Consider the following 12,160-nt stretch of genomic DNA (forward strand, 5'->3'; position numbering starts at 1 on the left):
CGTCGCTGCCGCGATGCGACACTCTTGCTCAGCGTAGCGCATTACAAGACGGGCTCTGAGATTCAGCAGTAAGAGGAACGCATCATGTCAGGTTCGAACACCCGTCCAGGCTCGAACACGAGGATGACGGCCATCGTCTGCCACGGCCCGGAGGACTACCGGGTCAGCGACGTGCCCCGGCCGACACCGGGCCCGCGCGAGGCGGTGATCCGGATCGCGTCGTGCGGCATCTGCGCCAGCGACTGCAAATGCTGGCAGGGGGCGAAGATGTTCTGGGGCTCCAGCCCACAGAGCGCCTACGTCAAGCCGCCGGTGATCGCCGGGCACGAGTTCTACGGCGTGGTGGACGAACTCGGCGAGGGCGCCGCCGAGCATTTCGGCATCCACGCGGGCCAGCGGGTCATCGCCGAGCAGATCGTGCCCTGCGACAAGTGCCACTACTGCCGCACCGGCTCGTACTGGATGTGCGAGGTGCACAACATCTTCGGCTTCCAGCGCGAGGTCGCCGACGGCGGCATGGCCGAATACATGCGCCTGCCCTCGACCTCGCGCCTGCACGTCATCCCCGACGAGATGCCGCTCAACGACGCCGCGATCATCGAGCCGCTGTCGTGCGCGATCCACACCGTGCAGCGCGGCGACATCCAGCTCGCCGACGTGGTGGTGCTGGCCGGCGCCGGCCCGATCGGGCTGATGATGGTGCAGGTGCTCAAGCTCAAGACCCCCCGCCGCATCGTCGTGATCGACATGTCGGACGAGCGGCTGGCCCTGGCAAAACGTTATGGCGCGGACGTCACCATCAACCCGACCCGGCAGGACGCCCGCGCCGAGGTGTGGGCGCTCACCGGCAACTACGGCTGCGACGTCTATATCGAGGCCACCGGCTCGCCGAGCGGCGTCACCCAGGGGCTCGATCTGGTGCGCAAGCTCGGCCGCTTCGTCGAGTTCTCGGTGTTCGGCAAAGAAACCTCGGCGGACTGGTCGATCATCGGCGACCGCAAGGAGCTGGACGTGCGCGGGGTGCATCTGGGACCGTACTGCTATCCGATCGCCATCGACCTGCTGACCCGCGGCCTGGTGACCTCGGACGGCATCGTGACGCACGAGTACGACCTGCATGACTGGGACGAGGCGATCCGCAGCGCCAGCTCGATGGACAGCATCAAGGTGCTGTTGACCCCGGGCAGCACCCGCCGCGGGGCGATCGCTTGACCCAGCCGAACCGGGAGGAGTTCCGGGGCCGTACCGCGCTGGTCACCGGCGCCGGCAAGGGCATCGGCCGGGTCCTTGTCGAGCGACTGGTCGCACGCGGCGCGCAGGTGGTGGCGCTCAGCCGGTCCGCCGCCGATCTCGCAAGCCTCCAGGCGGAGACCGGCTGCCGCACCATCGCCGCCGACCTGGCGGACATCGACGGCACGCTGGCGGCGTTGCGGCGTGATGCGCCGGCGATCGACCTGCTGGTGAACAATGCCGGCATCACCCACCTCGCCCCCTTCACCGAGACCACGCAGGCCGCGTTCGAGGCGGTCATGGCGGTCAACGTGATCGCCCCGATGCGGATCAGCCAGTTCGTGGCCAGGCGGCTGATCGATGCCAAGCAAGGCGGCGCGATCGTCAACGTCTCCAGCATCGCGGCCGATGTCGGGATCGTTGACCACACCGCGTATTGCGCCTCCAAGGGGGCGCTCGACGCGATGACCCGAGTGATGGCGGTCGAACTCGGGCCGCACGGCATACGCACTAACAGCGTGAACCCGGTGGTGACCCTCACGCCCATGGCGGTTCTTGCCTGGTCGGATCCGGTCAAGGCGGGGCCGATGCGCAGCCGCATCCCCATGGGGCGGTTCGTGCAGCCGCAGGAAGTGGCGGACGCGGTCTGCTACCTGCTCGGCGACGGCGCCGCGATGATCAACGGGGTCTGCCTGGCGGTAGATGGCGGCTTCCGCGCCGCCTGACCCGGTCGGGATCGGGATGCGTCGAACGCGTCACAATGGCCCGGTATTCAGGGATCACACGCAGTCGAGGTAAAGATTTCGTGGTTACGGTGATGACATCCTGTTAGGGTGGAATTGCCGGCGGTTTTGGCGGGCACCGTGTTCAACCCTCCGACCGGACCTCATCGCGTGAGCGCCACGATCCCCCGGCCTGATTTCGACCTCGCTCGAGTCGATACCGAACCGAGCGCTCCCGCCGTCGCGGCCGCGACCCGGACCGGCCTCGCGGTGCTGCTACCCGCCGCGGTGATCCTGCTCTGGCCGGCGATGCTGAACGGCTATCCGCTGGTGTTCGCCGATAGCGGGACCTATCTCAGCCAGGCGATCCAGCATTATCTCGGCTGGGACCGGCCTGCCTTCTACAGCCTGTTCCTGTTCCTGCTGCACTGGCAGATCAGCACCTGGCCGATCATCGTCGTGCAGTCCCTGCTGACCCTGTACGTGCTGGACGCGGCGATGCGCGCGTTCGCGCCGCGGCTCGCGCGCCGCATGCTGTTGCCGCTCTGCGCGGTGCTCGCGATCCTCACGCCGCTGCCCTGGTTCGTCGACCAGATCATGCCGGACCTGTTCACCACCCTGATGACGATCCTGCTCGCCATCCTGGTGCTGGCACCGGCGTCGCTCGCAGCGCTGGAGCTGCTGGCGATCGCCGCCCTGTGCGCCGCGATGATCGCCTTCCACCTGTCGCATCTCTGGATCGGGCTCGGGCTGCTGATGATCCTGCTGCCGACGCGGCAGCTGCTGGGGGCGACGAGGCCGCTCGGGCTGCGCGGATTGGCGCTGGCGGCGTCGCCGCTGCTGGCTGCGGTGATCATGCTGTGCTCGGTGAACTGCGCCGCCTTCGGTCGTCTCTCGGTGTCGCCGTTCGGCAACGTCTTCCTGCTGGCCCGGCTGCTCTATGACGGCCCGGCGGCGGCGGTGCTCGAGCGGGACTGCGCGACCGAGCACTGGCAGCTGTGCCGGTTCGTGGACGTGCTGCCGCCGCACCAGACGCTGTATCCGAGCTCGGACAATTTCCTCTGGGAGCCCAAGGGTCCGCTGAGCAGCCTGGGCGGCGCCAAGCTGTTCTCGCTCGAGGCCGGCTTGATCATCTCGCGCGCGCTACACGAGCAGCCGTTGCAGGTCCTGCACGCCAGCCTGAGCAATTTCGGCCACCAGCTGCTGCGGTTCGGCTCGGGCGACGGCTTGCACGCCTGGCCGGATCAGGTCGGTCCGGTGATCGCGCGTCATTTCCCGGCCGCCGAGGGCCGCGCCTTCCTGGCGGCAAGGCAGAGCCGAGGCCTGCTCGGCGTGCCGCCCTGGATGCGCCTGCTGCATGGCGTCGGCTACCTCCTCGGCGTCGCCGGCACCCTCGCCTGCCTCGTGGTGGCCGCGAGGCGCCGCAGCCCGATGGCGCTGCTCTGCGCCGCCGTGCTGCTCTGCCTGCTCGGCAATGCGGCGGTCACCGGCATCCTGTCGGGACCGCACGACCGCTACCAGAACCGGGTGATCTGGCTCGCGCTGCTGGCGCCGCTGCTCGTCGGCGCGCAGCGGCTGCAGGATGCAGCGAGACCGGCTCTGGCAAGGCCTGGGCCGCAGGTTTGACAAGCTCCGCCCCCGCTCCTTAATTCTGGTCGTGGCAGCCGCACACAAAAGATGCGGCGTCGGAGGACACCATGACCAGGACAGACAGACAGACCAGCCGCCGCGGCTGGCTCGCGATCGCGTTGCTCGCAGCACTCCCCTCCACCCTTGCGGCCACCCTGGCACCTCCTGCGAAGGCGGCCGGCGACGGGATCCTGGTCGGCCTCGTCACCAAGACCGAGGTCAATCCGTATTTCGTGGCCCTGCGTCGCTCCGCCGAGGCCGAGGCCCGCGCCCGCGGCGTCCGGCTGATCGCGCGCGCCGGCAAGTTCGACGGCGACAACGAAGGCCAGGTCGCCGCGATCGAGACGCTGATCAGCGCCGGCGCCAAAGGTATCCTGATCACGCCCAACAACTCCACCGGCCCGCTCGGCGCGATTGAAAAGGCGCGCCGCGCGGGCATCGTGGTGATCGCGCTCGACACCGCGACCGATCCCGCGGATGCGGTCGACGCCACCTATGCCACCGACAATTTCCAGGCCGGGGTGAAGCAGGGCCAGTACGCCCGCAAGGCTCTCGGCAGCAAGCAGCCGAAGCTTGCGATGCTGGACGGCACCCCCGGGGGCACCGTCGACACCTTCCGCCATAACGGCTTCCTGCAGGGCTTCGGCATCAAGGAGGGCGATGCGGCCATCGTCGGCAAGCAGATCACCAACGGCGCCCAGGACAAGGGCCAGACCGGCATGGAGAACCTGCTGTCGGCGCATCCCGACATCAATGTCGTCTATACCATCAACGAGCCGGCCGCCGAGGGCGCCTATGCCGCGCTGCGGGCCGCGGGGCGCGAGCATGACGTGGTGCTGACCTCGATCGATGGCGGCTGCCTCGGGGTGAAATACGTCAAGCGCGGCGCGATCGGCGCCACGGTGATGCAGTTCCCGGCCAAGATGGCGAAGGCCGGCGTGGATGCCGTGGTGGACTACGCGAAGAACGGCACCAAGCCGTCCGGCCTGCACGATACCGGGTCGGCCACGATCACCGACCACCCCTTCCCCGGCCTCGAGACGCACGACACGGCCTGGGGCCTGTCGAAATGCTGGGGGTAGGAGAGGCCGCCGCAAGCACCATCGGCGAACGGCCGCCGGGTCTCGGCGCACGGCTGCTACGGCAGGTCGCGCTGAACCCGGTCGCGGGGTCGCTGTTCACCCTGCTGCTGTTCTGCGCGATCTTCTCGGCGACCACGCATACGTTCGCAACGCCGAACAACCTCTCGCTGATCGTGCAGCAGAGCGTGATCGTGGGGGCGCTTGCGGTCGGCGAGACGCTGGTGATCCTGAGTGCCGGCATCGATCTTGCCAACGGCGCGATCTGCGTGCTCGGCACCATCGTCGCCGGCAAGCTGGTCGATGTCGGCTATCCGGCGCTGCCCTGCCTGCTGGCGGCGATCGCACTATGCACCGCGGTCGGCGCCATCGCCGGGCTGCTGGTCAGCCGGCTGCGGCTGCCGCCGTTCATCGTGACGCTGGGACTGCTCGGCATCGTCACCGCGGCAACCCGGCTGATCTCGCAGGGGGGCGCCTTCCCGGTGATGGACGACCTGCTGGCCTGGACCGGGAACGCGATCAGGATCGGCAACGCGCCGCTGACCTATGGCACCATCATCCTGGTCGGGCTGTACCTCGTCGTCTGGTACATGCTGACCCAGACCGCCTGGGGCACGCAGGTCTATGCGCTCGGCAACAATCCCGAGGCCGCCCGCCTGGTCGGCATTCCGGTGCGCCGCCGGCTGCTCGGGGTCTACAGCCTGGCCGCGCTGATCTACGGCCTGGGCGCCTGGCTGGCGCTGGGGCGCATCCCGAATGCCGACCCGAACGCGCTGCAGACCGCCAACCTCGACAGCATCACCGCCGTGGTGATCGGCGGCACCAGCCTGTTCGGCGGCCGCGGCAGCCTGTTCGGCACGCTGATCGGCACCCTGATCGTCGGCGTGCTGCGCAACGGCCTGACGCTGGAGGGCATCGACCCGCTCTGGCAGGATCTGGTCACCGGCATCCTGGTGATCGCGGCGGTCGCACTCGACCAGCTCACCCGGCGGCGTCGGACTTGAAAGATCGCACATGAGCGACGCCCTTCCGGTTCTCGAAGCACCAGTTCTTGAAGCGAAGGGCATCACCAAGAGCTACGGCCATGTCGCGGTGCTGCACGGAGTGGATTTCGAGGTCCGCGCCGGCGAGGTGATGGCGGTGGTCGGCGACAACGGCGCCGGCAAAAGCACCCTGATCAAGACGCTGTGCGGCGCGGTGCAGCCGGATGCCGGCGAGATCCTGCTCGACGGCCAGCCGGTGCGCTTCGCAACGCCGCTCTCCGCAAGGGCCAGCGGCATCGAGACCGTCTATCAGGATCTCGCGGTGGCGCCGGCGCTCGACATCGCCTCGAACCTGTTCCTCGGCCGTGAGCTGCGCCGCGCAGGGCCGCTCGGCAGCTGGCTGCGCATGCTCGACAAGCCGCGCATGCGCGCCGAGGCGCAGCGTCACATGGACGAGCTGCGCTTCCGGCTACCGGCGATCACCAACGCCGTCGAGGCGCTGTCCGGCGGCCAGCGCCAGGGCGTCGCGGTGGCCCGCGCGGCGGCCTTCGCGCGCCGGCTGGTGATCATGGACGAGCCGACCGCGGCGTTGGGCGTGCGCGAGACCGGGCAGGTGCTCGACCTCATCCGCGGCGTGCGCGACCGCGGCCTCGCGATCGTGCTGATCAGCCACAACATGCCGAACGTGTTCGACGTCGCCGACCGCATCCATGTCATGCGCCTCGGCCGGCGCGTCATGCTGACCTCGCCGAAGCAAGCCAGCATGGCCGACATCGTGGGCTTGATGACCGGTGCGATACCTGGCGCAATCCCGGCGCATGCAGACGTCTCCTAGTCTCCAGGCAAGGGGCTTTGCCCCTTGACCCCATCAAAGGCACGCCTTTGAAATCCTTTCACCTAAGAAATGGGGTCTGGGGCCGACTGGCCCCAGCGGGTCGAGGGCAGAGCCCTCGCCTTACCTTTCCGGCAGCCCGCTAGCGAGAGGAAGCCGATGGCAGCGCGCGCAGGTTTCGTCACCGGGGGCTGCTGGTGTTTCGACCGCAACAAGACCATCGCGTTCTGGCCCGAGGAGGACCAGTCGGTTTCGGTGCACTCCGTGCTGACCCGCGGCGGCGGCTCGGCGTGCAACTTCGCCATCGGCCAACGCCGGCTCGATCCAGCCATGCCGGTGGCGACCATCGGCCTGGTCGGCGATGACGAGGAGGGCCGGTTCCTGATCGCCGAATGCGACCGGCACGGCATCGACCGGGCGCAGCTGCGCGTCACCACGCAGGCGCGCACGCATCTGACCGACGCGTTCTGTTCCGAGCGCAGCGGGCGGCGCACGCATTTCTTCGAGGAGGGCACCAGCGCACTGCTGACGCCCGCGCATTTCGACTTCACCGCGACCACCGGCCGCGTCCTGCATCTCGGCCTGCCGGGCATCCACCGGCTGATGGACGTGCCCTGCGGCAGCGACGCGAACGGCTGGGTCACGGTGCTGCGCGCCGCGCGGCAGGCCGGGCTGCGCACCAACCTAGAGCTGGTGACCATCGATCCCGATCGGCTGGCAAAGCTGGCGCGGCCCTGCCTGCCGCTGCTCGATACGCTGGTGGTGAACGACTACGAGATCGGCGCGCTGGCCGGCATCGACACGGTCATCGACGGCGTCACGGACATCGCCGCCTGCCTGCATGCGGCGCGCGTCATCATGGAGCAGGGGGCGATGTCGGTGCTGGCGGTGCACTACACGATGGGTGCGTTCGCGCTCTCCCGCGATGGCGGCCTGGCGCAGCGCGGCTCGGTTGCGATCCCGCCCGACCTGGTCGCTGGCGCGAACGGCGCCGGGGATGCGTTTGCGGCCGGCTTCCTGCGCGTGATGCACGATGACGGCGCCCTGGACGAGGCGCTCGCGCTCGGCCATGCCGCAGCGGCGGCCAGCCTGCGCCACATCGCCACCACCGACGGCATCGAGACACGCGAGCGCTGCCTGGCGCTGGCGGCGGAGTGGGGCTGGCGCTAAGAGCCTGTTTGCAAACAGGCTCTTAGGATCGGAGACGGCTGGTGTCGAACTCGAGAGTTGTAGTCCTGGGCGTGTCGGCGGCGCTGGCGGCGATTGCCGTCGGCGCACGGGCGGCCGGCGTCATTGAGCTGCGGGCGCGCGGCGTGCAGGTCTATGTCTGCAAGGCCGCGCGAACCGGGTTCGCCTGGAGCCTCACCGGACCGGACGCGACGCTGTCCACGGCGGCCGGGATACCGGCCGGCCGCCATTTCGCCGGCCCCGCCTGGCAGGCGACGGACGGCAGCATCGTGGTCGGCGAGGTGGTGGCGTCGGGCAGCGCCGAGGGCGCGGTGCCCTGGCTGGTGCTGCGGGCGACATCGCACAGCGGCGCGGGCCGGTTCGCTGGCGTGACATACGTGACCCGCACGAGCACGAGCGGCGGCCTGCCGCCGTCGGGCGGGTGCGACGCCACCCACGCAGGTAGCAGCACGAGGGTTCCGTATCGCGCGACCTACAGCTTCTTCGCAGCACCGCCAGCCGCCAAACCATGAGCAGGTCGGCCAACAAGGCGGCCTGGGCCGTCGGGTTGATGACCGGGACGGTGCTCGACGGCAACATCGACATCGCGCTGCTGCGCAGCGACGGCAAGACGATTGCGGCGTTCGGGCCGTGGACGCTGGCACCGTATCCGGCCGCGGTGCAGGCGCTGCTGGCGCCAACGCTGGCGGCGGCGCGCGCCTGGAACTTCGAGGGACCCGAGCCCGGACTGTTCGCCGCGACGGAGGCGGCGTTGACGCGGGCACAGGCCGAGGCGGTGACGGCGTTCCTGCACGAACACGGCATCCCACCCGGCGAGATCGACGTCATCGGCTTCCACGGCCAGACGGTGCTGCATCGCGCACCGATGCAAGGGCGCCCCGGGCGGACCCGGCAACTCGGCGACGGCGCCCTGATGGCACGCCTGACCGGCATCGACACCGTGCATGATTTTCGCACCGGCGACGTCCGGGCCGGCGGCCAGGGTGCGCCGCTGGCGCCGAGCTACCACGTCGCACTCCTGCGCGCGGCCGCTGCTGGCAAGCCGGCGGCCCAGCCCGGCGCGGTGCTCAATCTGGGTGGTGTGGGCAACATCACCAGCTGGGACGGCGATGCCGGCATTGCGGCCTTCGATACCGGCCCGGGCAATGCGCCGCTGAACGACTGGATCCGGCGGCACGATGCAGGCGAGATGGACCGCGACGGCGCCATCGCCGCCACCGGCCGCGTCGACGAGACGCGGCTCGCACGCCTGCTCGCGCATCCCTGGCTGGACCGGCCGTTCCCGAAATCGCTCGACCGCGACGATTTCACCGCTTCCATGGCCGATGGGCTGACGCTGGAGGATGGCGCCGCCACCCTCACCGCCTTTACCGCCGGCTGCGTGGCCCGCGGGCTGGCACTGCTCTCGCCGCGACCGGCCCGGCTGGTGGTATGCGGCGGCGGCCGTCGCAACCCGGCGCTGATGCGGGCACTGGCCGAGCGCACGGGCGTTGCAATCGACAGCGCCGAAGCGTGGGGGTGGCGGGGCGATGCGATCGAAGCCGAATGCTTCGCCTATCTCGCCTTGCGCTGCAGGCTTGGGCTGCCGATCAGCTTTCCCGGCACCACAGGGGTGCCGGCGCCGATGGGGGGTGGCGTGCTGAACCCGGCCTGACCGGTGTTGCAACCGGCGGCGGCGCTTCACGTTGCCGCTCCGACCGAGGGGAGAACGACGATGCGTAGCAAGATGGCGGGCCTGTGCGCCCTGGTCGGCGCTGCCTGGCTTCCCGTGGCCGCCCAGGGGCAGGACCAGGGCGCCGGCCCGTACAGCTACAAGACCCCCTCGCCGACGACGATCACCAGTTTCCAGTCGCTGTTCGACATGTGCGTCAGCAGCAGCGACGACACCATGGCGCGCAGCGAACATGCCGTGTGCGTCGGCTACTTCACCGGCCTGATCGATCTCTACATCAGCGAGACGACGCCGGCTGCGCGCACCTTCTGCCTGCCCACCGATCCGCCGCTGACCCGCCAGCAGGCGCGCGACAAGCTGGTCGTCTGGTCCGGCACCAACCCGGCGGCGATGAGCCTGCCGGCCGCGGCCGGGGTGCTGCAGTTCCTCAACGCCAGCTTTCCGTGCAGCGCGCCGGCACGCTGACTTGACCCTGCCGGTTCTCGAACCGGGGCGTCTGTTCACCCGGCTGCGCCAGGACTGTGCGCAGGAATGGGACGCCTATGTCCGGCACCCGTTCCTCGACGGGCTTGCGGACGGCACGCTGCCGGCCGAGGCGTTCCGCGCCTACCTGGTGCAGGATTATCTCTACCTGTTGCAATATGCCCGCGCCTATGCGCTCGCGATCTACAAGGACGGCAACGCCGCCTCGATGCGCGGCACCGCACGGCTGCTGGCTGGCCTGCTCGACACCGAGCTCGGATTCCACATCGCCTATTGCGCGCAGTGGGGCCTGAGCGAGGACGATTTGGCGCGCGAGCCGGAATCGCTGGAGTTGCTGGCCTACACCCGCACCATGCTGGATTACGGCCAGAGCGGTGACATCCTCGACCTGATGGTGTCGCTGTCGGCCTGCCTGATCGGCTATGCGGAAGTGGGCCTGCGCCTGCTTGCCGAGCCGGCGACACGACGCGAGGGCAATCCTTATCTGCCCTGGATCGAGGTCTATGGCGGAGCGCATTACGTGGCGCTTGCCAACGAGGGTGCCCGGCGGCTCGACGCCCTCGCCGTCTCGCATGGCGCCGACGCGCGCTATCCGATGCTGCTGCGCTGCTTCAGGACCACCGTGCAGCTGGAAGCCGCGTTCTGGACGCCTCGTGGTTAATCCTGGCGGTCCAGGGCTTCTCCGCCGGCAGGTCCCCAGAAGATCACCCAGGTCGCAAAATCCTCGGAGAAATTCTCGAAGCTGTGTGGCACTCCGGCTTCGACGAAGATGACGTCCTGAGCCGCGAAGCGACGACGCTCTCCGTTCTTGATGAAGTCGCCGCACCCACGAATGACGATATAGAGCTCGTCCTGCTTATGAGGTCCCTGCGTGTCTGCGCCGGTCGGTGCGTAGAGCCCGACCTTCATGGTCCCGTGCCTCAGGCCATACCAGAACCTGAACACATCCGGGTCCTCCGGCAGCCTGGCTGTTGCCTCTCCGGGCGAGAACATCCACTCGTCGCCTGACATCGAACTTCCTTTGCGGCTGCCGACGGCTATCGCTTCTCGTCGACACCATCGGTCAGAATTGTACACGCAATTCTAGGGCGATGATGGTTTTCATCGCTGTTCTCGCAGGACTCTCGCGCGTTGATCCGGATCTCGTCGTTTGCGGGTGCTCTCGGCAGAGCTGCCACGAGGTCCCGCGCACAATGTCCGTGGTCACGCAGGTCTATGTCCACACCATTCACCAGAAGCAACACCGGAATGAGTATCTCACCGGGGCCAGAGTCAATACGGACATGTGAAATTAGTTTTGTACCCGTTGCGCAGAAAGGCACATAGAGTTCGGGATGATTGAGAAGTATACGATCTAGGAGTTGGCCGGCGATCTCCGGCCGGTTCCCGACATTGAGGCTGGCAACGCCATTCGCATCGCCGACTTCATATAGCCAGATGCCCGCCAATTCATGGATGACGATGATGGCTTTGCAGGGCGATGTCCGGCAGTGCGTGGTGTGCGCCCGCGCCGCGGCCGAAGCGACGTCGTGCACGGTTGGCGCCGTCTGGTCCGGGTCCCACAGTGCCACCAGCGACGTAGGCGCCCTCCTGGCGTCACGACTGGCAGCAAAGCCAAGCGCCGCGACGCATAATAGAATGGTAGCCCTGATGGTCATCACTGCCTGTAGAACTTAAAATCTTTTTCCTGCACACCTGGGACGTAGATGCGTGCGAAGCCTATTGTCCAGCCAGGCCGGTAATTCTGCACCGGCTTTCCATTCTTGGTGACGCCAGTGACCGTTTCCAATCCTCCGAGAACATCACTGCCGGACGTGCGCTCTTCCGCCTTCGGCATAGAGGTCGGGCTGTAAAAGTGCGTAGCGCCCTGACTGATGTCCATGGCGCTGCCGTCCAGGATCTTCTCGGCCAGATTGAGGCTCGTCGCAGTCGAGAAGTGGCCGTGCGCGTACTGACCCCATACCTCCGTTACCTTTGTCAAGGTATGTCTTTTCATTCGGTTGAGCACCGTCCAACCCACCATGGCTTGCGCGGTCTCGTTGACACCGCCGGCCTCGGTAGTGATGACACGGGCGAGATCGGCGATGTTCTCTGGGGTAAGCAGGCCCTCGGGGTCCATCGTCGTTTGCCCCGACGGTGACGCCATCAGAAGCCTCTCCCTGTGATGACCGGCGATACGCTGACCGGTCAGCGACTGTGTGAAACACCTGCTGCTGGCGATCCGACGCACCCTTCCTCCGCTCCGCTGCTCACGGCCAAACGGCCGCTGCGCTGCTGTGCTCGGAAAGTCACGTCGGCCGCGGCCCGGTAGGCCGCTCTCATCCAGCATCAGGCGTTTTCAA

14 protein-coding genes are annotated in these 12,160 nt (G+C 68.1%); 11 read left to right on the forward strand and 3 right to left on the reverse strand.

Features of this window, described 5'->3' with window-relative positions:
• Nucleotides 1-123 precede the first annotated feature (123 nt).
• From ACQY4O_RS12420 to ACQY4O_RS12470, 11 genes are all read left to right on the forward strand, one after another.
• The gene (locus ACQY4O_RS12420; RefSeq protein ID WP_428376675.1) at nucleotides 124-1,212 is read left to right on the forward strand and encodes a zinc-binding dehydrogenase; all 1,089 of its coding nucleotides are present in this window, start codon (nucleotides 124-126) and stop codon (nucleotides 1,210-1,212) included.
• A complete protein-coding gene (locus tag ACQY4O_RS12425) occupies nucleotides 1,209-1,955 on the forward strand; it encodes an SDR family oxidoreductase (protein ID WP_428376676.1) in 747 nt (248 codons plus the stop codon). The genes ACQY4O_RS12420 and ACQY4O_RS12425 overlap by 4 nt, the downstream gene beginning before the upstream one ends.
• A 168-nt stretch (nucleotides 1,956-2,123) precedes the next feature.
• On the forward strand, nucleotides 2,124-3,578 hold the full coding sequence (locus ACQY4O_RS12430; RefSeq protein ID WP_428376677.1) for a hypothetical protein: 1,455 nt from the start codon (nucleotides 2,124-2,126) through the stop codon (nucleotides 3,576-3,578).
• 71 nt (nucleotides 3,579-3,649) lie between these two features.
• Nucleotides 3,650-4,663: a substrate-binding domain-containing protein gene (locus ACQY4O_RS12435; protein ID WP_428376678.1), complete on the forward strand. Its 1,014-nt coding sequence runs from the start codon at nucleotides 3,650-3,652 to the stop codon at nucleotides 4,661-4,663.
• Nucleotides 4,651-5,664 carry an ABC transporter permease gene (locus ACQY4O_RS12440; RefSeq protein WP_428376679.1) on the forward strand — a complete coding sequence of 338 codons (1,014 nt, stop codon included), beginning with the start codon at nucleotides 4,651-4,653 and terminating at the stop codon, nucleotides 5,662-5,664. The genes ACQY4O_RS12435 and ACQY4O_RS12440 overlap by 13 nt, the downstream gene beginning before the upstream one ends.
• 10 nt (nucleotides 5,665-5,674) lie before the next feature.
• Nucleotides 5,675-6,478 (forward strand): ATP-binding cassette domain-containing protein, encoded by an 804-nt coding sequence (locus ACQY4O_RS12445; protein WP_428376680.1) that lies wholly within the window; start codon nucleotides 5,675-5,677, stop codon nucleotides 6,476-6,478.
• Nucleotides 6,479-6,634: 156 nt separating this feature from the next.
• Entirely contained in the window at nucleotides 6,635-7,645 is a 1,011-nt protein-coding gene (locus tag ACQY4O_RS12450; RefSeq protein ID WP_428376681.1) for a carbohydrate kinase family protein, read from the forward strand.
• Between the two features lie 41 nt (nucleotides 7,646-7,686).
• On the forward strand, nucleotides 7,687-8,175 hold the full coding sequence (locus ACQY4O_RS12455) for a DUF3455 domain-containing protein (protein WP_428376682.1): 489 nt from the start codon (nucleotides 7,687-7,689) through the stop codon (nucleotides 8,173-8,175).
• On the forward strand, nucleotides 8,172-9,317 hold the full coding sequence (locus tag ACQY4O_RS12460; protein ID WP_428376683.1) for an anhydro-N-acetylmuramic acid kinase: 1,146 nt from the start codon (nucleotides 8,172-8,174) through the stop codon (nucleotides 9,315-9,317). Before ACQY4O_RS12455 ends, ACQY4O_RS12460 begins: the two co-directional genes overlap by 4 nt.
• A 60-nt stretch (nucleotides 9,318-9,377) precedes the next feature.
• Nucleotides 9,378-9,800, forward strand: coding sequence for a Rap1a/Tai family immunity protein (locus ACQY4O_RS12465; RefSeq protein ID WP_428376684.1), 423 nt, complete (start codon nucleotides 9,378-9,380; stop codon nucleotides 9,798-9,800).
• Nucleotide 9,801: 1 nt separating this feature from the next.
• The gene (locus tag ACQY4O_RS12470) at nucleotides 9,802-10,479 is read left to right on the forward strand and encodes a TenA family protein (protein ID WP_428376685.1); all 678 of its coding nucleotides are present in this window, start codon (nucleotides 9,802-9,804) and stop codon (nucleotides 10,477-10,479) included.
• Here ACQY4O_RS12470 and ACQY4O_RS12475 read toward each other — a convergent pair.
• From ACQY4O_RS12475 to ACQY4O_RS12485, 3 genes are read right to left on the reverse strand one after another with little or no spacing between them, the layout of a single operon-like run.
• On the reverse strand, nucleotides 10,476-10,829 hold the full coding sequence (locus tag ACQY4O_RS12475; protein ID WP_428376686.1) for a cupin domain-containing protein: 354 nt from the start codon (nucleotides 10,827-10,829) through the stop codon (nucleotides 10,476-10,478). The two genes, ACQY4O_RS12470 and ACQY4O_RS12475, sit on opposite strands and share 4 nt — an antisense overlap.
• 26 nt (nucleotides 10,830-10,855) lie before the next feature.
• Entirely contained in the window at nucleotides 10,856-11,476 is a 621-nt protein-coding gene (locus ACQY4O_RS12480; RefSeq protein WP_428376687.1) for a hypothetical protein, read from the reverse strand.
• Nucleotides 11,476-11,964, reverse strand: a complete 489-nt coding sequence (locus tag ACQY4O_RS12485) for a hypothetical protein (RefSeq protein ID WP_428376688.1) — start codon at nucleotides 11,962-11,964, stop codon at nucleotides 11,476-11,478. Before ACQY4O_RS12485 ends, ACQY4O_RS12480 begins: the two co-directional genes overlap by 1 nt.
• Nucleotides 11,965-12,160: the final 196 nt, after the last annotated feature.

This window comes from Lichenicoccus sp., from assembly GCF_965277665.1.
Taxonomy (GTDB): domain Bacteria; phylum Pseudomonadota; class Alphaproteobacteria; order Acetobacterales; family Acetobacteraceae; genus Lichenicoccus.

Coding starts and splice junctions, on each gene's coding strand:
- ACQY4O_RS12420 (WP_428376675.1), top strand. CDS start 124: ATGACGGCCATCGTCTGCCACGGCCCGGAGGACTACCGGGTCAGCGAC.
- ACQY4O_RS12435 (WP_428376678.1), top strand. CDS start 3,650: ATGACCAGGACAGACAGACAGACCAGCCGCCGCGGCTGGCTCGCGATC.
- ACQY4O_RS12440 (WP_428376679.1), top strand. CDS start 4,651: ATGCTGGGGGTAGGAGAGGCCGCCGCAAGCACCATCGGCGAACGGCCG.
- ACQY4O_RS12445 (WP_428376680.1), top strand. CDS start 5,675: ATGAGCGACGCCCTTCCGGTTCTCGAAGCACCAGTTCTTGAAGCGAAG.
- ACQY4O_RS12450 (WP_428376681.1), top strand. CDS start 6,635: ATGGCAGCGCGCGCAGGTTTCGTCACCGGGGGCTGCTGGTGTTTCGAC.
- ACQY4O_RS12460 (WP_428376683.1), top strand. CDS start 8,172: ATGAGCAGGTCGGCCAACAAGGCGGCCTGGGCCGTCGGGTTGATGACC.
- ACQY4O_RS12465 (WP_428376684.1), top strand. CDS start 9,378: ATGCGTAGCAAGATGGCGGGCCTGTGCGCCCTGGTCGGCGCTGCCTGG.
- ACQY4O_RS12475 (WP_428376686.1), bottom strand. CDS start 10,829: ATGTCAGGCGACGAGTGGATGTTCTCGCCCGGAGAGGCAACAGCCAGG.
- ACQY4O_RS12480 (WP_428376687.1), bottom strand. CDS start 11,476: ATGACCATCAGGGCTACCATTCTATTATGCGTCGCGGCGCTTGGCTTT.
- ACQY4O_RS12485 (WP_428376688.1), bottom strand. CDS start 11,964: ATGGCGTCACCGTCGGGGCAAACGACGATGGACCCCGAGGGCCTGCTT.